We start from the raw sequence: 24,336 nt of genomic DNA, 5'->3' as shown, positions 1-24,336 counted from the left end.
TATGAAAATCGGTAAGGGGCTGTCAACATGTCAAGGCTAAAAACATGTAAAATAAAAATATACCGAACGCAGGGACCGCGCAAGATGCGCGATCCCTGCTGCCTCCGGCAGAAGAAAACACCGCAGTTTTGCATTTATCCTGTTTTGGCACTTTATGCTAGCGCGACTTATGCCGTTCGATATAAAAAAGAATTTCTTGTAACATGTTAAAATACATGATATAAAATGTTATGGCTAACGCAAAAACAATCAATGCGATTAACATATCGCGGGTACTAAGGTATCTGTGGCACAATCCTGCAAAAAGCAGGACAGAGATTGCAGAGAGCCTCGGTCTGGATAAGTCCACTATAACCAAGATTATATCAGTATTGGAAGCACAAAATCTTATCGTAGCGGTTTCAGAGGGAACTTCCGGTCCAAAGGGTGGAAGAAAGCCCATTTTTTTGAGCATCAATCCAGAGTTTGGTGTGGTGATGGGGATTGAGATTCATACCACAACCTTTACCGCTGTGCTGGTGGACCTGGGTGGCAATATTGTATATTCCAAGGACGACAAGTTAGCAGACGGAGAAGGTCTAAATGCGGTTCTTATAAAGACAATACAGTCTGTTTTGCGTGATGCCAAAGACCGCAATCTAAGAGTCCTGGGTATAGGTATTGGACTTTCTGGGCTAATAAATCCATACAAAGGACTGATTATACGCTCCAATCCTCTTGATATAACAGAGCCTGTTTCAATACGCTCCGACCTTGAGAAATATTTTGAGATGCCTGTTTTTATAGAAAACGATGCCAATTGTTGCTGCTGGGCAGACCTTACATTTAACAGAGGGGAAAAGACTGGTAATGCAATGTTTATCCTATCTGAGTTCCGGCAGACATCCACTCACAAGCTGCCATATCAGGGGGTGGCCATAGGTATGGGCTATATAATCAATAACCGTGTTATACACGGTGATTCTTTTTCTACCGGCGAGTTTAAAAGCATATTGTGGAAACACCCCAATAATTCCCAGTTCAGTATCACTGATGAGGAGATAAAAAAAATACCTGACCCTAATGTGCTTGAAGCAGTCATATTGGAGCTTGCCGTTCATGTGGCATTTATTGTCAACAATATAGACATAAGACGTATAGTAATCTGTGGAGAACTTGAAAAATATAAAGAAGATATGGAAAAAGTATTTCTCAGGGAAATCCAGCACAATTGGACATATCCCAATCAGACACACGCTGTTATAGAGATGTCTCCAATGAGAGAAAAAACAGTGGCATATGGGGCCGCAGGATTTTTTATAGAACACCTTTTCCGTGTTCCGGAGATTTCTCCCACAGAAGACAACCTGCCGGCAGGAATAGAACTCTTTGAACCTATGTTTAAAGAAAAAGAAGAATAGAAAAATAAAAACAAAGGCAGCAAAGAGCATCAGATAGTACCTGTAATAAACTGCATATAAAAAGTACTAGCTTAGAAGTTATAGGTTTAAGACATATACACGTGATTTTCTACTGCTTGTATAACGAGCCTTTCTTTCTTCCGGCAGGCTGTCCGGAGAAGTAAGAGAAAAGCCCAATGATTCAAACCAGTCCACAGCACGCGTAGTAAGAGCAAAAAGTCTCTTAAGTCCAGCACTCCTTGCTTGCTCTATTATAAAACGGGTTAGTTTGCTACCAATACCAGAACCAGCATAAGCAGAATCCACAGCAAGACCGCCAAGTTCCCCGTCAGAACCGTACAGATATAAGGCTGCACAGGCATGCACACTGCCATCTATATCATAGACATAAAAGCTGCGATACTCCCTGAGCATCTGCTCCCTGCTTCTGGGAAGCAAAATCCCCTGCTCTATAAGAGGCTCCATAATCCTCAGCACATCAGGAATATCCTCTTCTGCCATAGGACGTATACTTTCAAACTCATGGCTGTGTACCATAAGTCCCATACCCACATTGGAAAAAATTTCCTTAAGGAGAGCCCCGTCAACACGGCCATCCACAATATGCACCCTTTCTACTCCTGAGCGGCATGCAGCTGCAGCATGGGAGATATGTTCCAAACCCGGAGTTCCCTTTGGATTGATAGCGCATAACTGCTCCGCCTGAGAAACCGTCAACTTGGATATGACGCCTCCCTCCCCTGTCTCCACATCGGGAGGGATAATCAAAGCAGAAGAAGAAAAATCAAAAGAATCAAGAACATAAAAAAGCTTATCAGCTGCAAGCTGACTGGCAATGGTCATTGCAAGCTCATTGGAAGAAATATTATAAGCTTTGCCACGCGAGTTCCAACCCACACAAGGGAAAATAGGAACAAGCCCATCCTTTAACAGCTTATTAACAGGCTCTATATCCACCCTGTCCACACGGCCGGTTCTCATATAATCCACACCATCTATTACACCAAGTCCAAGAGCTCTTACCCAGTTACCCACTACGGCATTTATCCCATGACCTGTAAGAATAGTCATAAGTCGCGTGGATACATCAAAGGCAGCCATCTCTATAAAAGGCATAGCCTCATCAGAAGAAATCCTTATACCATCCTTCTCTTCCCAGCTTATACCATACTGAGAGCACACCTGATCTATCCTCTGCTTGGCTCCCGGGACAAGAACCACATGAATACCAGCCTGCTTTAAAAGTGCAATATCGCTTACAAGCATAAAAGCGCGCTCTTCTGACAGGACACCGTAATCCACCTTGATTACAAAAACGGCTCCATTATAGCGCCTAAGATAGTGAAAAACCTCGCGTATAAGCTCAATATGCTTCTGCAGCTTCATTCGTCCAGAAAGTGCTCTGCATGATCGGCCTTCTTATAAGATACAAGCTCAGAAGGCTCAAACCACACGGAAATCTCATAATCTGCCTCTTCATCCGTGGCAGACGCATGGATTAGATTTCTCACACTCCCCTGTTTAAGATTGGTATACTCATAGGTATGATGACAGAAATCACCTCTTATAGTTCCAGGAGGAGAAGCAGCAGGCTCTGTAGAACCGCACATCTTTCTGACAACAGGAACAACATCCACTCCCTCCAAAACAAAGGCCACAACAGGCCCGGAACACAAAAATGACACAAGCCTATTCCAGACATCCTCGCCATGACGAACAGCAATATCCTCATACCTGTAGTGCTTACGAGCAATCTCATCCGTAGGCACAAGCAGCTTAAGGCCTACAATCCTGAGCCCTGCCCTCTCAAACCTGCTCAAAATATCACCTGTAAGTCCGCGTCTTACACCATCTGGCTTAACAAGACATAAAGTACGTGTAATATTAGCTTTACTCATGACACTATATTTAAACCAAAAAACAATACTGTCAAGGCATTTTTTATTTCCAACGCAGAATATGCACTCAACAGAAGGGAAACAGGCAATCAAGTCGCAGACTCTTCTGCCTGCAACGTAGAAATGAAACTGTATTATTTTTATGTCTGTATCATCTTTTTTTTTCATCATTATAATATGTATGTATTTTTTAAAATAAAGGTCTTTATCTTTATTGTTATTACACATGGAGATTTATACAAAACTATGAGGATAGTGTTCCCTATGTTTGCCGCAGGCAGGCATAAGGTGCGCTATTACTGAGTCTTTTGCTACATAAGCGCGCCTTATGCCGTTCGGTATTAATAAATGATTTTTACACTTTGTTAGTATTTACATCTTAGCTTGTATATACGTTTTTTTTTATCTATACTCAAAAAAAACCGGCAAGGGAGGCAGCCATGAAGAAAGATAGCGTTGACAAGATTACCCTGCTGGAGTGGGTTTCACAAAGACAGTGGCATATGCTTAAAGATGAGATAACAACATGGCATGCCTCGGATATTGTGGAGCTTTTGGATGAGATAGAAGAGGATTCTCCTACGGATTCTCTTATCCTCTTTTTGCTTCTACCACCGGATCTCAAAGCAGAGGTTTTTGCGGAGTTTGATTCGGAAACACAACGTCATATTCTTGAGCATATAACCAGCGAACAGCTAAGAGAGATTCTGTCAGAACTTGCTCACGATGACAGGATTGAACTTATAGAGCATCTACCCGGAACTCTGACAAGAAAGGTGCTCAACCTGCTTTCTCCTGAGGATAGAGCTATTACGCTTGCACTTCTGGGATATCCGGAAGACAGCGTGGGAAGGCTTATGACGCCGGACTATGTCTCCATCAAGCCGCAGTGGACAATAGAGAGGGCTTTGGACCATATACGGGCATACGGCAGGGATGCCGAGATTATCAACATGGTATACGTCATAGACAATGACGGAAAACTGCTGGATGATATTCTACTTAGAAAGATAATACTTGCATCGCCTCAGACAACAGTTGACTCCATAATGGACTGGCATTATGTAGCAATCAATGCATATGCAGACCAAGAAGAAGCCGTAAACCTCATAAGAAAATACGACCTCAATGCCCTTCCGGTTGTAGATGAAAATAACGTCCTCTTGGGCATAGTCACAGTTGACGATATAATCGACGTAATAGACGAGGAAGCAACCGAGGACGCACAAAAAGAGAGCGCCGTTATTCCTCTGGAAGCAAGCTATACAGAAACAAGACCCATCAAGCTATATACCAAGAGAATAATATGGCTGTTATTCCTAGGTATATCCGGCTTCTTATCCTCAGGAGTAATAGGTAGATATCAGGATTTGCTATCAAGCTTTATCAGCCTTAGCCTCTTTATCCCCATGCTCATGGGCACAGGAGGGAACACAAGCAGCCAGGCCGCAACACTTGTAATACGCGCACTTGCAGTGGGAGAACTAACACCATCTAGATGGTTTGAAGTTGTAAGAAAAGAAATAACAGTAGGCATTCTGCTAGGAATCAGCCTGGGACTTGTACTCTCTGTCATAGGCTACCTATGGACAGGACATCCGGAAATAGGAATAACAGTAGGCATATCCATAGCATGCATAGTCCTGTGGGCAAACCTGGTTGGGAGCCTGTTGCCCATAATCTGCAACATAATAGGCATAGACCCAGCAGTAATAAGCAGCCCTCTTCTTTCCACAATACTGGACGTAACAGGACTTCTGATTTACTTTACAGTAGTAAAAATAATTCTATTATAATATACCGAACGGCTGGACGACTGCCATGCAGCCGTCCAGCCTGCCTGCGGCAAAAATAAAATCAGAGCTTCAACCTATCTTCATAAAACCCAGGCTCAGAATCACCAATCTCAATTGCGCCCACAGCCCTTTTATAAAAATCCACGGGACCCGCAGCACCTATAATAGCATACGCATAACCTGAATCACGCAAAGCATATAAAGAATACAGAAGGAGAGCATAACCTATCCCCTTTTTTCTGTACTCTTCAGCAACCCCAATAGGCCCAAAAAAGCCCTTTGCAGTACAATCATAACAAGCAAAACCTGCAATATCACCCCCTATTGTGGCAATAAAGCAAGACACAGGAATACGGGAAAAAGCCACAGCAGCCTCAGATGCCCAGAAACGGTTAAAACACTTCTCCACCCAATCCGCAACAGCAGCCATCTCAAAGCTCCTAGCTCTGCGTATAACGAAACCATCCCCCCTGAGCCTCAGAGACTCAAGAGGAGGAAGATGGTAAAGCTTTACAAGCATATCCGGCATAGAGCCTCCTATTTGCATATAATCTTATACGCAAACCCATCAGCACAAAGGAGAAAACCACTGTCCATAGTGTAATCACTCCTCATTATCAACAAGCACATCTTTATTCTGCAATGTTCTGTAGAAACAGCTTTTATGACCTGTATGACAGGCAGAGCCTCCAATCTGTCGTACTATAAAAAGCACGGTATCATTATCGCAGTCTATTCTTATCTCCCTTATCTCCTGCAGATGACCAGAAGTCTCACCCTTTTTCCAAAGAGATTTCCTGCTTCTAGAATAATAGTGTGCATAACCAGTCTCAAGACTCTTTTCCCAGGATTCTCGGTTGAGATAGGCAAGCATAAGAACATCCTTAGTCCCCTCTTCCTGGACTATGCAGGGAACAAGCCCACCCGTCTTATCAAAATCAAGCATCAAAAGTTTCCTCCAACCTTTTCTCAATATCATCCGCAGAAAGCAAAGAAAAATCTTCCGGCTTTATTGCATAATAATCAGAAAAAGCAGCCATTAACCCTCTGTTAAGATTATCAGCAGTCTTCACAACATCAGGGTTTACACCATATAGAGAAGAAGCATCATCAAGTAAAAGACCGGAAGTAAGAAAAGTCTCTATAAGAAGTTTGGCGGCAAGAAAACGCCTGTACTTATCAACGGCAAAAATGAGGATATCATCAAGCAGTCCCATGACCTCCCAAGTTATCTGTTCTGCCTGAGAATACCTGCCGGCATCCTTATCCTGATCAGTAAGCCTCAAAGGAAGATTCCCTATGATTCTATCGAGATTAGCAGTAAGAAATGAGAGATCAAACAACCCCGTAGCACAGTTAAACAGGACAGGCACACCGCGCTTCTCTTCATTCTCAACACAAGAACGACTTATGCCTGCACCTATATCCATACAGAGAGGCCCAGAAGGAGTAGCAACAAGAACCCCTCCCTTTACATCCACAGAAGTCTTATAAGAAAATTCAAAACCGGCCTGCTTACTGCTCAACGCAAGAAGGGCAAGGCTGACAGGATCAACAGCAGAACCAAGATTGTCAACATTGGTAAGATATACAAACCTGTATCCATTTCTATAAAGCTGCCTGTATATATCCGCAAGCACCATAAAGTTTTGTCCGTGTCCTCCAGGGAGGGCAAGAGGCTCGCACTCTCTTCCGTAAGCAGACGTAAATATGTCAAGAGGACTACCATCTGCCGTATGGGTAAAAGCAGCAATAAGAGGCTGCTTTGCAGTATAAACAGAAAGCGACAACAAGCCCAGCTTCTGCATCAGAGGCTCTATGGCAGGATGTGTTTCCAGCTCTTTAATATGTGCGAGCACGGACTCATGCGTAACAGGACTTGTCATCTGGAAAAGAGGCAGACATTCCCTTTGTTGTTCTACCCCCAATCTTTTTGCAAGACTGCGATATCTAAGAGTCTCTATGAGAAGAGAACGCATCTTGAGAGCCATAAAACTCAATCCTGGCTCACCGCTTTTGCCATAATAGGCAGGACATACCCCTTTTGGCCTCCCTTTGACAAGCTCAGAGGCCTTTTTAAAATAAGACTCATAAGCAGAAAACAGCGCCTTATCAAACCCGCTATTTTTCTTGCTGTCTGCATAACTTGTAGCAGCTCCTCCATTGAGTATACCGTAGGCAAGCTTGGGATAAAGCAGAATACCTATTATCTTAAGCTTTTTCTCATCGAGTTCAACAGTATTCCCGCCAGTATAAAAATCAGCAACAGCAGGAACAGTAAGCCCCAGTTCCTTGAGCCTGGAAAAAAAATAAGAGGACGACAGGCTAAGCCTTACGTCCTCTCTTGTATCCACTATATAATCTTCCTTTCCTGTTGGAAGAGAAAACTCCGTCTCTGTAAGAGCATTTGGTTGTTTATTAACTCTATCAAGAATTTTAAGACTAAGCTCCACATCTATATCAAGCTCTCTCATTCTTGATACAAGCTGTGGACTCAGCTTACGCATCCCCCCTCCTTGCAAATGTTTGTGCAGCATAGGCAGCCCCATATACTGATATGCTGTAGTCCTTGATTATATACACCGGAATCTTTTTGAGAAGCTCTGTCATATTTTTTCTATAACTTGACTCAAAGTATCTCATAAATACAGGAGATTTCTGAAAATAGTCAATATTCTTGGCAACTATACCCCCTGCAAGATAAAGCCCCGCAGTAGGCAGAAAACACAAAGCATAATTACCCGCCATATGCCCATAGACAGAAATAAAAAATTCCATAACCCGCCTGCAACCTGCATGATTCTCAGAATACTTCGCAATAAGCGGCGGTTTATCTGTATCAGGCACAGATAGAATTTCTCTTATAAGATCGTCATGTCCTATATTTCCACTATCAAGCATAAAAGAGAAAATATTGGCAATCCCCTGTCCAGAAAGAACAGCCTCTGTTCCTGGAGTATGTTTGTATTTAAAAGAAAGATATTTTCTTATCTCTTCCATAAGATCATCAGACGCAGGGAAATCAATATGCCCGCCCTCAGACGGATAGGCATGATACTGCCCCCTGTCATCAACAAGAAACCCCACTCCAAGTCCAGTACCTGCTCCTATAACAGCTCTTATGCTCCCCCTTCTCTCGGGGATAGAACCATCCACATGCGGAATCGGCACAAGAGAAGAAGGAGACTGTCTCTCCAGTATAGGCACTCCATAACAGACAGCAGAAAAGTCATTGATAACCACTGTCGGAATACCCGTATCCCTCTCTATCTCATTACCATCAATCTTCCACGGAAGATTGGTAAGAATACAGACATTATCTTCCACAGGACCTGCACCGGATGCACAGAAAGCCTCTACTTTTGCCTCTCCCAACTTGGAGTTTATATCTTCAAATATCTCCTCCAAAGCCTCCTCAAGACCAGAAATCTTCTGGCTCGCAAACTCCCAGTGAGCCATTATAGAATATTCCCTGCCATCATATTCCACAAGTGCAACGTTGGTGTTAGTCCCACCCACATCTGCTGCCAACAGCAGTGCGTTTGCTTTTCTATCCGAGTAATACCATTCTTTCCTTACCATAACTTAGATTATGCACAGCTGGAAAGAAATTGCAATATGGAGCAAAATACTATAGAAAATAATAGCAAGGAGACCTCATGATATACACGATTGGAGACAAAAAACCTACCATAGCCAAAAGCTGCTTTATAGCTGACAGCGCTACTGTATCTGGCCTTGTATTTATGGAAGAAAAATCTTCCGTGTGGTTTGGAGCCGTATTAAGAGGTGACATCACATCAATACATCTGGGTGCATACAGCAACGTACAGGATAACGCCACGGTCCACGTTGACATAGACAAACCCGTGGATATAGGAAGCTATGTCACCATAGGCCACAATGCAGTGATACACGGCTGCATCATAGGTAGCAACTGCCTGATAGGAATGGGTGCAATCATCCTATCCGGTGCAACAATTGGCAAAAACTCCATAGTAGGCGCAGGTGCCCTAGTAACAGAGGGAAAGACATTCCCTGACAACTCTCTCATCCTGGGAAGTCCTGCACGAGTTATAAGGGAAGTTACAGAAGATGAAGTAAAAAAAGTCAAAGAAAATGCAGAATTATATGTAAAGCTAGCACAAGAAGCCATAACAGACTATAAAAAGACCTGGTAAACACATAAAAACTTATTTCTAGTTTATAAGACAAAATAAAGCAGCAAAAACCCAATCACCTATACCGAACGCAGAGCCCGTAAGGACGGGCTCTGCTGCCTCCGGCATAAGCAAAACAAGCTTGCCAGAATATCCTGCAAAACACCTGCCAAAGGCAGGAGGGAGCGCGCTCTCCCGCATGCTCTGCAAAATAGGTGCACTCCCGACGTTCGGTATAATAAAAAATCTACAAAAAATCCTTTCTAAGATTCTTTTTGCGCCTTTTTATCAATCTGTCTTTTTATTTCTTCTTCCAGGAGAGGGTAAGGATCCAGCCAGCCTGCAGGCTTTACGGTCTTTCCGTCCTCATTATAATGGGGCTTCCCATCCGGCCAGAGCTTGTCCATGTTGGCTTTATGGACTATATCAAAAAGAGGCTGAGGCTCAACACCCATTTCAACCAGAGTTCCAAGCGCAAAATAAATCAGGTCTATCATGGCGTCGGCCTGCTCCACAACATCACGCGAATCCAGAAACTCCTGCACCTCCTCACGCATCCACTTAGCGCGCGACTGTGCGCGTTCTGCATCTATAAAACATGGGCGTTCCTGATGAGGATGACCAAAGCGTACATGAAACTCTCTGACGTCTCTCCATGCATCATTAAGACTCATAATTTTCTCCTAAACAAATATGTAAATCTACTTTGCATGTGCCGGATTTTTTTTTCAAGCCCCACCAGAAAACTTGATAGATAAAGGAAAGTTCTTACGGTTTATAGAGAATGTGGACACATGTCGACGCACCATGGCTGCAAAGGATACATCATATAAAGACAAAACAACTCTGTGTATCATATAGATACAAAAATCACACAAAGCAAAAAAGCAACCTGTTATCAATATGACACAAAAACACAAAACAAAGTTTAAAACAGAAACCAGGCAAAAGAACTCTTTATATTATTTTATTGCAATATAAAAATATAAAAAACAAACATAATACCAGAAAAATTGGCACATTTATTGCATAACTGTAAATGAGAAGTCCACGTAGTGGACAAAAAGAAACATCAACATACAGGAGGCGTAATATGACACGCGAAATAACAAAAAGAAACAATGATTGGTTCACCGATCTTGAGAAGATACAGGATGAAATCAATAGGGTTTTTGACCTGGTATGGCCAGAAAGCACAGGACTCTTTGACAGGCCAATGGTCCCTACAATGGACGTCGTAGAGACGGATAACGAGGTAATCGTATCCTGTGACCTTCCAGGAGTAACAGAAAAAGACATAGACATCACTCTGACCAACAATGTGCTCACCATAAAAGGTGAGAAAAAAGAGGAAGAGGAGAAAAAAGACAAAAACTACTACAGAAAGGAATCATGGAGTGGAGCTTTTCAGAGAACAATTTCTCTTCCGGATAGCATAGACGCCAACAAAGTAAAGGCAGAGCTTAAAAATGGTGTGCTCACAATAAACATAGCAAAGCAGGAAGAGAAAAAACCCAAGAAAATTGCAGTACAGATAAAATAAAAACAGGAGGAGCCTATGAAAAAGGATAAAGAATTGACAAGAGAGAGAAGCATAAAGCCTGCCGTATATGATGTATGCCAAGATAATGATACAATAACCCTCAGAATGGAAGTACCTGGAGCAGAAAAAGACAGCATAAACATACAGGTAGAGGATAGCGAGCTCATAATAGAAGCTCAGAGGAAAGACACTCTTCCCGAGGGAACCTACCTGGTAAAAGAAAGACGATTTGCAGATTACAAAAGAGTTTTTACACTGGATAACACAGTGGATACGGACAAAATAGATGCTAAGCTAGAAAATGGAGTTCTCACACTCAATCTCAAGATAAAAGAGCAAGCAAAACCCAAGAAGATAGAAGTAAAGGCAGGCTAAAATAAAAAAAACAAAAAAAGCTGCCCAGGTGGCAGCTTTTTTTGTAACAACTTTGGTGCAAGGACTGTTATTACTGTAAAACCCTCACCAGGCACATGGAGGAAAAGAGATGAAAACAAAGCTAATATCACGAATACTGATGATTTTATTGCTTTTTAGCGCCTGTTCTCAAGTACCGGCTCAGGGAACAGGAACAACAAGTGTCACAGCCCCCCCCAGTCAGATAGCACAAATTGCACCGGTGGAGACAGAAAGGCCCAAAGTCTACCTTGATGCAAAAAGCTTTCAACAAGTCTTCAATGATGTTGCAAAAAAGGTTCTTCCTACCGTAGTGGAGATTGATGTGGTTGATGTTGTAAAGCAAAAAGTGCCAATGTTTAATTTCAACTCACCCTGGGAGTTTTTCTTCAATGGACCGGAATATCAGGAAAAGGAATTTAAGAGAAGTGGTCTGGGCTCTGGTGTAATAGCAAGAAGGGAAGGTGACAAGATATACATCCTCACCAACGCACATGTAGTAAGCAATGCGGATGAAATAACCGTAAAACTGGAAGACCAGAGAACATTTACAGGCAAACTGGTAGGAAAAGACGAGAGAATAGACCTTGCAGTACTAGAAATCAAAACAAAAGAAAAATTGCCAATAGCAGAACTTGGAGACTCTGACAGCCTGGAAGTAGGCGACTGGGTACTGGCAATAGGAAACCCCTACGGATTTTCCTCCACTGTAACAGCAGGAATAATAAGCGCACTAGGCAGAAAAACCCCTGCAGGAGCACAGCTAGGAGAGTTTACAGACTATATACAGACAGATGCAGCAATCAATCCAGGAAACTCAGGTGGAGCACTTGTAAACCTTGACGGACAAGTCATCGGCATAAACTCATGGATAGCTTCACAAAACGGCGGTAACGTAGGTCTCGGCTTTGCCATACCAATAAATACAGCAAAACGCGCAATGGAACAGATAATAAGCAAAGGCAAAGTCAGCTACGGTTGGCTTGGAGTAACAATTGCAGACATAACAGAAGAAGCCTATCCCGGACTAAAAAAAGAGCTTGGACTAGACAACAAAAAAGGCACACTTGTTACCAACATATATACGGACTCCCCAGCATGGCAGGCAGGAATACGTCCAGGAGATTACATAATACAGGTTGATGATACAAAAATAGAAAATGCAAACCAGCTCTCAAGAGAAATCGGTATGCACGGAGCAGGAAGCAAAATCGCAATAACACTCATACGCTTGGGAGAAGAAAAAACAATAACATTAAAATTGGCAGAAAGAAAAGAAGAACAGGAACTTACAGAAAAAACAACAAACATCTGGCCAGGCATAACAGCTGTTGACCTTACAAAGGAAATCCGTGAGCGCTATGATATCAAAGAAACAAGCGGAGTTCTGGTAATACAGGCCATCAACAACACAGCCCCGCAGATAGCAGGAATCCGCGCAGGAGACATCATAAAAGCAATAGGCAACAGTGAGATAAAAAGCATGAAGGACTTTTATGCTGCCATTGCAGAACAAAGCAAAAAAGGGAGCACAATAAGATTCAGCGTATCCAGACAGGGTACACAAGTCCTAATAGGAGTAAAAATACCATAAAATCACCAAGCACCTAATGGGACGGGCTTAAAGCCCGTCTCTTTCCATAATCAAAACAGTCTGACATCAACATACCTTACAAAACAAGACAACATAAAAAAACACAATAAGGAATAAAATAAAACATTTTCCTACATAAAAGTATAAAAATATTCAAAATATCACATAAAAAATAATAATATAAAATTTTACCCAATAAATCTATTATATATAAAAAAATACAATTGCAAAAATAATCATATTATTGGCACGATAATTGCTATAAATATAATAGGACTCGTGGATACCTACTAAAGAGTGGGAAATCCATATCCCAAGCATTATCATGACTTATACAAGGAGATACCATGAGCGAAAGGACTGATTACACAGAAACTTCCGTACAGAGCATTTACGGAAGCAACTGCTTTTCTGATTCCGTAATGAGGGAAAGATTGCCAAAGAACATTTACAAAGAGATCCAGGCAGTTAAAGCAGGTGAGAAAGAACTGAGCCTGGAAGTAGCAGAGGTCGTTGCCGCAGCAATGAGAGACTGGGCTATAGAAAAAGGCGCTACACACTACACACACTGGTTTCATCCTCTGACAGGCCTCACGGCAGAGAAACACGATTCCTTTATTTCGCCGACCAATGACGGCAAAGTACTTATGGAATTCTCAGGCAAAGAACTAATCAAAGGTGAACCGGATGCCTCCAGCTTCCCTTCCGGCGGTCTTAGAGCAACCTTTGAAGCACGCGGCTATACAGCCTGGGATGTAACAAGCCCTGCATTCCTAAAACAGGATCCAACAGGAACAACACTTTGCATACCCACCGCATTTTTTAGCTATACAGGACATGCGTTGGACAAAAAAGTTCCTCTTCTCCGCTCAATGGATGCTCTCAGCAAGCAGGCTATTAGAGTACTGAGAGCTCTGGGCAACACCAACTCAAAAAGAGTTGTTACAACAGTAGGGCCTGAACAGGAATACTTCCTTGTTGATAAAGAATACTATGACCAGAGACCTGATCTCATGCTCACAGGGCGCACAGTATTTGGCTCAATGCCTGCAAAAGGCCAGGAGATGGAAGACCACTACTTTGGTGCAATAAAGGAACGCGTCGCCGAATTTATGAGAGAATTAAACACAGAACTCTGGAAAGTAGGCGTATCAGCAAAAACTCAGCACAACGAGGTTGCTCCCAACCAGTTTGAAATCGCACCGATATTCACAACAACCAATGTTGCAGTGGATAACAACCAGGTTGTAATGGAAACAATCAAAAAAGTTGCAAGACGCCACGGCATGGAAGCCCTTCTGCATGAGAAACCTTTTGCAGGGGTAAACGGATCAGGAAAGCACAACAACTGGTCAATCGCAACGGACGACGGCATAAACCTCCTTGATCCCGGAGAAAATCCAGAGTCCAATGCTCGATTCCTTCTTTTTGCAGCAGCTGTAATAGAAGCCGTTGATCGCTATGCACTATTACTCAGAACATCCGCAGCAAGCTCGGGCAATGACCACAGACTCGGAGCCAACGAAGCGCCTCCTGCCATCATATCAATCTTCCTTGGCGGTCCGCTTACAGAGATATTTGACAGTATAGCAGAAGGGAAAGCAGCCGGAAAAAATACCAACTTAGGAAAAATAAAGCTGGGAGTAACATCTCTTCCGAGCTTACCTAAGGACCTCTCCGACAGAAACAGAACAAGCCCCTTTGCCTTTACAGGAAACAAGTTTGAGTTCCGTATGCTAGGCTCCTCTCAATCCATAGCACCACCCAACACATACCTCAACACAGCAGTTGCTCAGGTTCTTGCAGAGTTTGCAGACAAGCTGGAAAAAGCCAGCGACAAAAATGCAGCAATAGAAGCAATAGTAAAAGAATCATATGCAAAACACAAACGCATAGTATTTAACGGAAACGGATACTCAGAAGAATGGGTCAAAGAAGCAGAAAAAAGAGGACTGCCCAATGTACGCGCTACAGTAGATGCACTCCCCGTACTGATAGATAAAGAAACCATATCTCTCTTTGAAAGCCACAACGTATTCTCCAAAGAAGAATTGGAAAGCCGATATCACATCTATCTTGAACGCTATTCCAAGCAGATAAACATAGAAGCAGGGGTTATGGTATCAATGTCACGTCGCTCCATACTCCCCGCTGTAAGTTCATACGTAGGGTCTTTGGCACGTGATACAGCAGCACTGGAAGCCATAGGAGCTGATAACTCTGCGCAGAAAAAACAGGCAAAAGCAATTGCATCTCTGCTAAAAGAAGCCTACGAAGAAACAGAGAAACTGGAAACAGTTCTAGCTAAGGCACAGAATGTAGAGGATGTATTCAAGCAGGCAAAAACATATCAGGAAGAAGTTGTGAGCCAGATGAACGCTCTACGTGAGAAGATAGACAATCTGGAGAAACTGGTGGATAAAAAGGCATGGCCATTCCCCGGTTATGAAGAACTTCTTTTTAAGCTTTAAATCTATATAGAACAGAACAGCTGCCGGCAATAGTTTCTATTGCCGGCAATTTTTATGCTCATAATATACCAAACGCGCAACCCGCTTTGCGGGCTGCGCTACCTACGGCAAAAACAACAAAAACAGCTGCATACTTATCACAAATCAAACATCACTCACCATATCTATTGAGATGTTCTAGTAACTCAAAAACAGAAGAAAAAGCAAGACAAGAAAACTCATCCGCAGCACCATAATAAATATAGAGAGTCCCATCGGGGTGGGCCACAATTCCATTGGTAAAAAGGACATTTCCAAAGAACCCATCAATCTCATATGACTCTCTAGGCTCCATAACAGGCACAATCCCCCTTCTAATTACCCTCCAAGGCTCCTCATAATCAAGCAGCATAGCAAAAAGAGTATAACGCTGTCCCTCACCCTTAGCATGATAAATCTGAAGCCAACCATCATCCGTTTTTATACATGGAGCACCTCCGCCAATTTTAAGAGCCTCCTCCCTCATATCCCTTGGTCTGGCAATACACAGGTGCTGACCCCAGTGTAAAAGATCTGGAGAAGAAGCATACCATATAGAAGGCTTACCAAAACCATCATTATTAGGTCTATGAAGAGCATGATACAGTCCTCCTATCTTCTCCGGGAAAATACACACATCCTTATTCTGGGGATGAAAAATAGTCCCCAACCTTTCAACAGACTTAAAATCACTGGTTCTTGCAAGAGAAGTACACCAACCATCTGGCGAAACAGACGTATAATTTATGTAATAGGCTCCATCAAGGAAGACACATCTTGCATCCTCCACGCCAAAACGCTCACTCTCTGTAGAAGGGAAAATAAAAGGCTCATCATCCACTATAAAGTTTTTTCCATCCTTACTCCTTGCAATCCTTATATGGCTCATGCTACTAAGATAATCTATCCCTTTATAAACAACTCCTCTGGTATCCTTCTTCCTTACATCCGGATCATCTTCCTTAAAAGCAAGAACAGAAGGGTATCCTATACCATCCCCGGAAAACTCAACACAGGGAACCTTTATATATCCTGGCTCCTGCTTTACCCTTTCTGCAACTCTCAACAAAAGAATATACTCTTCTCCTGTAAAAACAGCACCAGGATTAAATGCCCCTACAACTTCATAGTCAGGATTGCTTGGTTTTACATAAGAAGGCTTTATTATCGGATTATTTCCATATCTTTCCATGATAAACAATCCCCCTATCTAATATTCTCATTTTCCACAATTGCAGGCAGAGGCTTTACATTGGTATCCTCATCTTCCGGTATATATATATATCTAGCCCGTCCGAGAGAAGAAGCAAGAATGCTTTTGTACACATCTATATGCTGATTAGCAACAATACTCCAAGAAGCACACTCTGCTATGTACTCTTTTATATTTTCCACCTTCTCATTATATAAAACCTTGTCATTAAGCAGTGCTATGATATGTCTTACATAATCATTATCCGTCTCTGCGATAAGACCTCCGCCACTTCTATCTAGTATTCTCTTAAAAGCAGGCAAAGAAGAAGTTACTACAGGCTTATGCATAGCAAAGCATTGTGCGAGCATACCACTCTGTGCTCCTTTATCATAAGGAAAGGCCATAACATCAGAAGCAGACAAAATAGTATCAAAAGTATGCTGAGGAAACTGCCCCCTAAAAACTACAATCCTATCAGCTACAGGAGAAGATTCTATTTTATCAAAAAGCTCTCTTCTATAGTTATCAAAAATAGGATTTCTTATCTTACCTGCGACGACAAGCACAAGGTTATCTATTTCTCTGCAAAGCTCTGGAAAAATATCTATTATTTTATCAAACCTCTTGCTGGGTCTAAAGTAACCAGCAAGAAGCAATACCTTTTTTCCCTCAAGTCCCAATATCTTTTTTGCATTAATAACCGGACCGCATTCTCGTATACCGTGCTCTATAACCCATATCTTTTCTTCTAAACCTTTTATTTCCGGAAAATTTTTCAACAAAGCCTCTTTCTGGAAATCTTCATGAACAATTATAGCAGATGACTCAGATAGAATAGGACGGAGGACAACACTCTCTTCGTATGATACTTCATCGTAAACAGTATGAAGAGTAACAACAACGGGGATTCCTACTATCTTATACCTCAAAATGAGATCAACAATCTCAACCCCCTTATTCTGTCCGTACAGACCGTACTCATGTTGGATATGAATTATATCCGGTGTCATGGAAGCACTAAGCCTCAAAACCTCAGGAGCAAATGTATCGCTCCCCTGCGTAAAAACAGGGAAAACGCGTTTCCCCTGTGCACCAAAGGGACTCATAACAAAAACTTCCATGTGTTTTTGATACAGATTGGATACAAGCTGTTCTGTGTATGTTGCTATTCCGCATTCTATTGGTGGATAAGTAGAGATAAATCCTATTCTCATATAACCTCCGTTTTAATTAATTTGATTAAGACCTTGTAAAAGTGGTAATATCAGTTACCGTCTTTTAAAATTTGCTTTACAAGTTCGTCCGTCTCTACTTCTGCAAAGCTGGTTATGTAATCGGACATTGCATATGGTATAAGAAGCTTGTCCTTGTGTTGCAAAGCTCCACAGCTGTATATCACATTTGGTACATATCCGCTTCTTTCATCCGCTTGAGCTTCCAAAAAAGGTCTTTTTAATCTGCCTATGACTTTATAGGGTTTTTCTTTATCAAGAAGAACAGCTCCCATACTGTAGTGGCGCATAGGCCCCACACCATGTGTAAAGAGAAGCCATCCGGCGTCAGTTTCTATGGGGGAGCCGCAGTTTCCAAGCTGTATAATTTCCCAGCTATACTTGGGTCTTAGTATAATTCTGTATTCATTCCAAAAATTTATATTCTCAGAAAACATTATTGTTATATTCTCATTGTCCTGACGACCAATCATGCAATATCTTCCACCTATTTTTTTTGGGAACAGAGCGAAACCTTTATTTTTTACAGCTTTTCCAGTAAGCGAAATAAACCGAAAGTGGTTAAAATCTTTTGTTGCAAGAAGCTGAGGAGAAAAACTTCTGCCATCATAAGCTGTATAAGTTGCATAATATGTAGGTATGCCTTTGTCATCGATAAACTTTACAAACCTGGCATCTTCAAGACCTTTTAGATCCACTACTATCGAAGGAGAGATTATGCGCATATCCATAGGAATATCAGGATCAAAATAAACTTCCTGGTTAAAGCTGGCAAACCACTCTATCGATTCTAAGGTTCTCAAGAATTCTTCCGAATGCAAGGCCTCTGCTTCCCTCAGGTTTTCTATGGCTTCTATAAGCCTCCTATAACCAAATATCTCCGGCATTTCTGCAAACAATGCTTCAGCAAAGATGTTATATAATCTCTGTTCTTTTAGCTGAGCAATAAATAATTCTCTATTATACTGAGTATTCTCCACGATATGAGGAGGAATAACATAGCGCTGTCCACTGTCTTCTATTATTATACTTCCATCTTTATGCATCACTCCCTGACGAAATACCAAAGAAGAGATATGTCCTTCTCCCGTAGCTCTCAAAGATAGTATAAATCTTATACTATCTTCCGGAAGATTGCTCTGATCCGGGTGTACTACTATAGATGGATTAAACAACGCCGCAGCTTCTATAGAGTATTCACTTGTAAAGAGGCTGCCTATAAAGAGTTTTCTTCTGTCATCAGGTTCTCTGTCTGTAAATATAAATCTGGATATCTTTTTATAATTTTTTGCCAGTATTTCTTCTAGTTGATCATGGTGATAATCGAATTTTTCTATCACTGTTCTTAGCTCTTCTTCCACTTCCCGGTCTGTCATCGTAAAGACACGCGCTATTATATGCTCTATTCTTTCTTTTTCTCCCGGAGAAAAGAATCTCAGTACTACTTTTTCTGGTTGTGGCAAGAGTTGAATTCCCAATCTTTTTACTGTCACAAGAACCTCCTTGTATTAAACTATAGTAAATGCAATGACATGCCGTCAATAAAAACGTCGTATTACCATTGCAATACGGCGTTCGGCTTTTTTTGTCTTGTCTTTTTGTTTTAACTGGTTTAATATTTTTATAAAGTATTTTGTGTAATAAAAAAGAAGTATTTTAAGAAGGAGGATGTCTTGACTGTTGTAATTGTCGATGATTCCAGAATAATGCGTAATATCGTAAAAAGCACTCTGGATTCTTATCCCGAGTTTGCCGGATCGGAATATCTTGAAGCTTCTAACGGTGCGGATGCTTTTGAGATAATAAACAGTAAAAAGGTCGATCTTTTGCTGCTAGACTGGAATATGCCCCAGCTCAACGGGCTGGAGCTGACAAAAAAGCTGAGAGCTGATAAGCGATTTTCTTCTCTTCCTATTATAATGGTAACTTCCGAGGCTGCAAAATACAATGTTATAGAAGCGGTCAAAGAGGGGGTGGACGATTATATCGTAAAACCTGTAAAGGAAGATGAATTATTAAAAAAAGTTAAAAGAGTACTGGAGGCAAAATAAATGGAAAAAGCACAAATAATACCTTTTATAGAAGCTACATTGGGTGCCTGTAAGGATTTCTTTGGCACAACAGCACAGGTGGGGGTTCCATACCTTATGAGTAAGGAGGACAGTAATTCCTGGGATGTATCTGCTTTTATAGGGATATCGGGAGACAGTAAGGGGCTCGTCGTTATAAGCTTTCCCGCTGACGTGGCCTGCAAGCTCACATCAATGCTAGTAGGTACCGATATAAATGATGTAAACGATGACGTAGTGGATACGATAGGAGAGGCTGTAAATATCATTGCAGGTAATGCAAAGAAGGGATATGAGTCATACAGGCTGTCCATTTCACTGCCTTCCGTAACTAAGGGCAAAAATCATAAGCTGGCATGGCCTGATTTTTCTTCTCCTATAATCGGCATACCTTTTACAACCGATGCGGGTGAGTTTTTACTTTCCGTTGCTTTGGAGGAGATTATCCGCTAGGAGGATTTATGAGTGCGATAAGCAATCTAATAAAGTGGTTTTATCACATTATTATACCACAAGGGAAATTTGATGAAGAACAAAAGAGAAGAATCATAACTCTTCATGGTATCTCCTTTTTGGGTATTTTGGTTCTTTCTATTTTTACCATAAATGATATTTTTTCTGGTTTACCTGCTTTTGCTATTGTAACTGGCAGCACTATTTTGATTGTCATAGCCATTCTTGCATACTTTAGGATAAGCAAAAATATTGATTTAGCCGGAACAGCTATATCCATTCTGATGTTTGCCCTATATGCCTATCTTGTTATAGATTTTGGTGATAACGGTTCTGCTATTATGTGGATTTTTACATATCCCATTATTGCCAACTTTCTTGCTGGTGTAAGCATGGGTTCTATTCTGTCTACTGTGTTTATTCTCACTCTGGGCTCCATGCTTTTTCTTCATCCTACTCTTAGAGATGGATTTGCGCTTGGTTTTTCCATTAGAGCAATAGGCTCCTATCTTGTTGTCTTTCTTTTCTCCGTTATATATGAGAGAGCTCGTATTTCCGCTCACAAGAATCTAGATGATGCTCGCCGTAATCTTGCTGAGGCAAAATCATATACGGATACGATTCTGGGTAGTGTAAATGAAGGTTTATTTCTCATAGATAAGAATTTTATAATTCAACAGGGGTATTCTGATTTTACAGAAACTTTGCTTGCAGAAGAATCCCCAGAAGGGAAATCATTTCTGGATATCATGAGGCACAAGGTAGATCCCAACCTGTATGCTAGCATATCCGATTATCTTGCAATGTGGTTTCAGGGCAAGGTCAACCCCACTCTTCTGGCAGAGATCAATCCTCTAGAACGTGCAGCAATTATAATGAAAAAAGATGGTATTCCAGAGGAAGTATTTTATTCTTTTCTTTTTTATCCGGTAAACGATACGGACGGTAATATAAATCAGCTACTCATAACAGTAAAGGATATAACAGAAGAAGTAAGGCTTGCCAGAAAACTGGAAGCAGAAGAGGCAAAAAAAGCAAGAGAGATGGAAGAGCTTTTTCAGATTATACACGTTGATGCGGATATCATGAGAGAGTTTATAACAGATGCGGAAGAAGAACTGGAATATGCTAATAAGCTTCTTAAGGATACGAGGGTTGCTAACAAGTCCGTGTTTATAGAGCTTTTCCAGTCTATCCATGCTATCAAGGGCAATGCTCTTCTGTTGGGTCTTGAGAAGGTAGGACAATCGCTACATAAGACAGAAGAGAAAATAAAGGAACTTATAGAAAGCAATAATCCGGGCTGGGATGCCATGCTGGACTGTACACTTCTTATAAGACAGGTCTCAATGGAGATAAATACTATAAAAGAGCTTATAAATAAAATAATGACATTCCAGAGCAAGACTCTTGAGGGAGTTGATAAAGGGCTGCTACCCAGGGCAATAGTAAACAGTGCGGAAAAAGAAGCGGAGAGAAATGGCAAAAAAGTGGAAATTGTTTTTAAAAACTTTGATACTGCAAGAATTGCGGAAAAGGACAGGAGACATATCAAGGACATTCTCATACAGCTTGTAAGAAATGCCGTTGCACATGGTATAGAAAAACCGGAAGAAAGAGCATTATCCAATAAAAAAGAAAAAGGAACAATAGAAATATCCATGGAAAAAGAAGGAGAAAACACTGTCATACGCATAAAAGATGATGGTAGAGGACTGGACCTGGAACAAATAAAGCAAAAAGCTTTGGAGAAAGGAATAATAAAGACTGACCAATCCGACAGCCTTAGCCCATCTCAAATACTGGGCTGTATCTTTAATCCAGGATTCTCCACGAGCAGTACTGCCGACCTTACATCAGGAAGAGGTATGGGTATGTCTCTTGTAAAAAAGAGGGTACAACAGCTAAAGGGAAATCTAAAACTAAGCTACAAAAAGGGAGAAGGCACCTGTTTTTCCATATTCATACCAACTGCTGTAACAGAAAAACAACCAGCAAAGTAGAAGATCTTACAAACTTACAAATAGAAAAAGCCCGTCGTGTTGACGGGCTTTTTATTAATAAAATGTATCTTATTTTTTTCTTGGTACAACAATCATATTATATGTTCTGAGAGAGTTAAACACTTCCTGCGTACTAAAGTATCTGTTACGACCTATCATACTGATACCATCAGGATATCTCCAGCTGTTGGAAGCCCAGTCACTAGGGATAGGGTCGTTTATAACAAGATACTTACCATCAAGAGAATATCCTTTTACAACTATATAATGTCCTACGGAATCATTATAATATTTGCCAAAAAGGTCCGTTGCCGGATTACCTTTTACCATACTGATTCCACCAGTGTGTATGAGAATGATTGCAACATCGCCGTTATCTATAACTTCTTTGAGATCATTAAAGTCTCTAAGCCTTACTATAGCTGCATCATTTATTCCACGTACTCTTATCGCCTTTAACAAATCTGCAAAGCTTGTAGCACCGTCGCCCTTCCATCCCACAATCTGTCTAACATTGTATACGGAAAAATATTCTCCTGTAGCCCAGCCTATAGCCATAGATGCAGAAGCAGGTCCACAGTTGGAAGATGTACCGGTATTAAACTGTGTCCTGTACCAGTTTACCCCCAAAACTCTTGTATCAAGAGAAGCATCAACATGCATGGATGGAACCGGACTTACAAATACAGAATAATACTGATTGCCCTCTTGTTCCTCTACTGTTATGCCATAATAACCTGGTTTTTCAAAAGAAACGGTTGTAGCACCAGCAGCAGTATCTATAATCTTTACAGGAGAACTCTCCACAGAAGAATAACCTGCAACCATTATAACCTTCCCCGGAAAACTAAAATCATCATCAGGATTGGGAAGTGTTATAAACCGCGTATTCTGGCTGCTGTGAAGTACAGTGGGGTCTGGAACATCCACTTTTACGACACCTGAGTCATAGACAGTGCCATCGGAAGCAACAGCAACAAGCCTGACATCGTAAACACCCGGGCTTCTGTAGTTGTGGGCAGGCTCTAACTTGGCAGCCTTATTACCATCACCAAAGTCCCACTTTGCCTCCTTTATAGCATCTCCTGTTATATCCTTTAAAGCAAACTGAACCGTAATTGTGCTGCCATTTTGGTCGCCATCATCTATTATCGTATATGCAATATTGAGAGGAAGTTTCTTAAGAGCCTCTTTAGTCTTCTGCCTCTTATATGATATGCGAAACTTCTTCTCCGTGACATAAGACGGAATCTTTATCTTATCACCCGCCTTAATATAATTATAATTCTCAATACCATTATAGGCAGCAAGGATATCTGCATCTATATCATAGCTAAAAGCTATCTCTGACAAAGTCTCACCGCTTCTTATCACATACTCAATATCTTCAATTCTGTCCTGTTTCTGCGCACCAGCACCCAAAACATCAAGCGACTTTATCTCATCCTCGCTGGATAAAATCACAGCCTCCGGCGGCTCGGAGAAAGAAGGCTCTGAAGTAGCTGAGGCAAGCTGGGCAGAGACACTGTCCGGGGGCAAATCAGAAGCAGTAACACTGTATACCACAATACTTATGGCAAAAGCCACTATAAGCACAGTAGAAACAATTCCCCACGGAACCTTCTTGAAGAAAGACCACATTAGTCTTAAAATAAATACAAAGAAATTACCTACATAATAGGATATTTTTTTAAAAACTTTTTTATACAAATCAGTATTCATGGACTGTCCCATTGGATTTATATGTTTTTTGTTTCGCTTCTTTTTGGCAAAGGAGGGTCTTTTTTTTACCTCTTCATCAAAAAGCCACATCATGGTAGTGGGCCTCCCTTACTGGCAATATTATAACCTACCATTTATAAATTGGCTATATAAAATATCAACCATATTTAAATATCGAAGTATTTTTATAATATTTAAGCTATAATATACCATAATAAGCCAATAAGTCAAACCATATTATAAAATATACTTTTATACCGAACGGAGACACTGCGTCCTCGCAGGAAAGACAAAGAAGAAAAAGCCGCAGTGTCTCCTGCCTGCGGTGCAAATCTGGACACATGCCTGGCAGCATAAGCATTTTTATGCCGTAGGCAGCACGGGATGCG

General features: G+C 41.3%; 22 protein-coding genes. 10 read left to right on the top strand and 12 right to left on the bottom strand.

The features are described from left to right. Positions 1 to 230: 230 nt before the first annotated feature. Positions 231 to 1,400, top strand: coding sequence for an ROK family transcriptional regulator (locus tag WKV44_07320; protein MEM5948351.1), 1,170 nt, complete (start codon positions 231 to 233; stop codon positions 1,398 to 1,400). Between the two features lie 78 nt (positions 1,401 to 1,478). Here the strand turns inward: WKV44_07320 and argA are convergent, their stop codons facing one another. Both argA and WKV44_07310 read right to left on the bottom strand, forming a co-directional pair. Continuing rightward, positions 1,479 to 2,786: an amino-acid N-acetyltransferase gene (gene argA, locus WKV44_07315; protein MEM5948350.1), complete on the bottom strand. Its 1,308-nt coding sequence runs from the start codon at positions 2,784 to 2,786 to the stop codon at positions 1,479 to 1,481. Continuing rightward, positions 2,783 to 3,298: a nucleoside-diphosphate kinase gene (locus tag WKV44_07310; GenBank protein ID MEM5948349.1), complete on the bottom strand. Its 516-nt coding sequence runs from the start codon at positions 3,296 to 3,298 to the stop codon at positions 2,783 to 2,785. Before WKV44_07310 ends, argA begins: the two co-directional genes overlap by 4 nt. Positions 3,299 to 3,738: 440 nt before the next feature. On the opposite strand from WKV44_07310, the gene mgtE reads away from it, so the two are divergent. After that, on the top strand, positions 3,739 to 5,094 hold the full coding sequence (gene mgtE / locus WKV44_07305) for a magnesium transporter (GenBank protein ID MEM5948348.1): 1,356 nt from the start codon (positions 3,739 to 3,741) through the stop codon (positions 5,092 to 5,094). A 61-nt stretch (positions 5,095 to 5,155) separates the two neighbouring features. Here mgtE and WKV44_07300 read toward each other — a convergent pair whose 3' ends face one another. The 4 genes from WKV44_07300 to WKV44_07285 form a co-directional block, all read right to left on the bottom strand. Beyond that, positions 5,156 to 5,623, bottom strand: a complete 468-nt coding sequence (locus WKV44_07300) for a GNAT family N-acetyltransferase (protein MEM5948347.1) — start codon at positions 5,621 to 5,623, stop codon at positions 5,156 to 5,158. 75 nt (positions 5,624 to 5,698) lie between these two features. Further along, positions 5,699 to 6,040, bottom strand: coding sequence for a phosphoribosyl-AMP cyclohydrolase (gene hisI, locus WKV44_07295; protein ID MEM5948346.1), 342 nt, complete (start codon positions 6,038 to 6,040; stop codon positions 5,699 to 5,701). Then, a complete protein-coding gene (locus WKV44_07290; GenBank protein ID MEM5948345.1) occupies positions 6,033 to 7,601 on the bottom strand; it encodes a UTP--glucose-1-phosphate uridylyltransferase in 1,569 nt (522 codons plus the stop codon). The genes hisI and WKV44_07290 overlap by 8 nt, the downstream gene beginning before the upstream one ends. Beyond that, the gene (locus WKV44_07285) at positions 7,594 to 8,676 is read right to left on the bottom strand and encodes a glucokinase (protein MEM5948344.1); all 1,083 of its coding nucleotides are present in this window, start codon (positions 8,674 to 8,676) and stop codon (positions 7,594 to 7,596) included. The genes WKV44_07290 and WKV44_07285 overlap by 8 nt, the downstream gene beginning before the upstream one ends. Positions 8,677 to 8,753: 77 nt before the next feature. Here WKV44_07285 and WKV44_07280 point away from each other — a divergent pair, with 77 nt between their 5' ends. Further along, on the top strand, positions 8,754 to 9,275 hold the full coding sequence (locus WKV44_07280; GenBank protein MEM5948343.1) for a gamma carbonic anhydrase family protein: 522 nt from the start codon (positions 8,754 to 8,756) through the stop codon (positions 9,273 to 9,275). Between the two features lie 242 nt (positions 9,276 to 9,517). Here WKV44_07280 and WKV44_07275 read toward each other — a convergent pair whose 3' ends face one another. Together WKV44_07275 and WKV44_07270 are read right to left on the bottom strand one after the other, a co-directional pair. Further along, on the bottom strand, positions 9,518 to 9,928 hold the full coding sequence (locus WKV44_07275) for an HAD family hydrolase (protein MEM5948342.1): 411 nt from the start codon (positions 9,926 to 9,928) through the stop codon (positions 9,518 to 9,520). 54 nt (positions 9,929 to 9,982) lie between these two features. Continuing rightward, positions 9,983 to 10,111 carry a hypothetical protein gene (locus WKV44_07270; protein MEM5948341.1) on the bottom strand — a complete coding sequence of 43 codons (129 nt, stop codon included), beginning with the start codon at positions 10,109 to 10,111 and terminating at the stop codon, positions 9,983 to 9,985. A 236-nt stretch (positions 10,112 to 10,347) separates the two neighbouring features. Between WKV44_07270 and WKV44_07265 the strand changes: the two genes are divergently transcribed. The 4 genes from WKV44_07265 to WKV44_07250 all read left to right on the top strand — a co-directional run bounded on the left by WKV44_07265 (position 10,348) and on the right by WKV44_07250 (position 15,255). Continuing rightward, complete coding sequence (locus tag WKV44_07265; protein ID MEM5948340.1) at positions 10,348 to 10,797, top strand: Hsp20/alpha crystallin family protein; 450 nt, start codon at positions 10,348 to 10,350, stop codon at positions 10,795 to 10,797. A 15-nt stretch (positions 10,798 to 10,812) separates the two neighbouring features. Then, positions 10,813 to 11,172: an Hsp20/alpha crystallin family protein gene (locus WKV44_07260; protein MEM5948339.1), complete on the top strand. Its 360-nt coding sequence runs from the start codon at positions 10,813 to 10,815 to the stop codon at positions 11,170 to 11,172. Positions 11,173 to 11,281: 109 nt separating this feature from the next. Next, on the top strand, positions 11,282 to 12,784 hold the full coding sequence (locus tag WKV44_07255) for a Do family serine endopeptidase (protein MEM5948338.1): 1,503 nt from the start codon (positions 11,282 to 11,284) through the stop codon (positions 12,782 to 12,784). A 347-nt stretch (positions 12,785 to 13,131) separates the two neighbouring features. Continuing rightward, entirely contained in the window at positions 13,132 to 15,255 is a 2,124-nt protein-coding gene (locus WKV44_07250) for a glutamine synthetase III (GenBank protein MEM5948337.1), read from the top strand. Positions 15,256 to 15,406: 151 nt separating this feature from the next. Here the strand turns inward: WKV44_07250 and WKV44_07245 are convergent, their stop codons facing one another. From WKV44_07245 to WKV44_07235, 3 genes are read right to left on the bottom strand one after another with little or no spacing between them, the layout of a single operon-like run. Continuing rightward, positions 15,407 to 16,465, bottom strand: a complete 1,059-nt coding sequence (locus WKV44_07245) for a glycoside hydrolase family 130 protein (protein ID MEM5948336.1) — start codon at positions 16,463 to 16,465, stop codon at positions 15,407 to 15,409. A 14-nt stretch (positions 16,466 to 16,479) separates the two neighbouring features. Beyond that, a complete protein-coding gene (locus WKV44_07240; GenBank protein MEM5948335.1) occupies positions 16,480 to 17,682 on the bottom strand; it encodes a glycosyltransferase in 1,203 nt (400 codons plus the stop codon). A 50-nt stretch (positions 17,683 to 17,732) separates the two neighbouring features. Then, entirely contained in the window at positions 17,733 to 19,193 is a 1,461-nt protein-coding gene (locus WKV44_07235; GenBank protein MEM5948334.1) for a glycoside hydrolase family 130 protein, read from the bottom strand. A 180-nt stretch (positions 19,194 to 19,373) separates the two neighbouring features. Between WKV44_07235 and WKV44_07230 the strand changes: the two genes are divergently transcribed. Genes WKV44_07230 through WKV44_07220 form a run of 3 tightly spaced genes read left to right on the top strand, consistent with a single transcriptional unit; the run spans position 19,374 to position 22,225 of the window. Beyond that, positions 19,374 to 19,751 carry a response regulator gene (locus tag WKV44_07230; protein MEM5948333.1) on the top strand — a complete coding sequence of 126 codons (378 nt, stop codon included), beginning with the start codon at positions 19,374 to 19,376 and terminating at the stop codon, positions 19,749 to 19,751. Then, complete coding sequence (locus tag WKV44_07225) at positions 19,752 to 20,222, top strand: chemotaxis protein CheX (GenBank protein MEM5948332.1); 471 nt, start codon at positions 19,752 to 19,754, stop codon at positions 20,220 to 20,222. 8 nt (positions 20,223 to 20,230) lie between these two features. After that, on the top strand, positions 20,231 to 22,225 hold the full coding sequence (locus tag WKV44_07220; protein MEM5948331.1) for an ATP-binding protein: 1,995 nt from the start codon (positions 20,231 to 20,233) through the stop codon (positions 22,223 to 22,225). A gap of 69 nt (positions 22,226 to 22,294) precedes the next feature. On the opposite strand, the gene WKV44_07215 is transcribed toward WKV44_07220, so the two are convergent. After that, the gene (locus WKV44_07215) at positions 22,295 to 24,040 is read right to left on the bottom strand and encodes a LysM peptidoglycan-binding domain-containing protein (GenBank protein MEM5948330.1); all 1,746 of its coding nucleotides are present in this window, start codon (positions 24,038 to 24,040) and stop codon (positions 22,295 to 22,297) included. Between the last annotated feature and the right edge of the window lie 296 nt (positions 24,041 to 24,336).

It is taken from the genome of Spirochaetia bacterium 38H-sp (genome assembly GCA_039023545.1).
GTDB lineage: Bacteria > Spirochaetota > Spirochaetia > Winmispirales > Winmispiraceae > Rarispira > Rarispira pelagica.
Note: the sequence above shows the minus strand (reverse complement) of the source record. Positions and strands in the feature narration are given on the sequence as shown.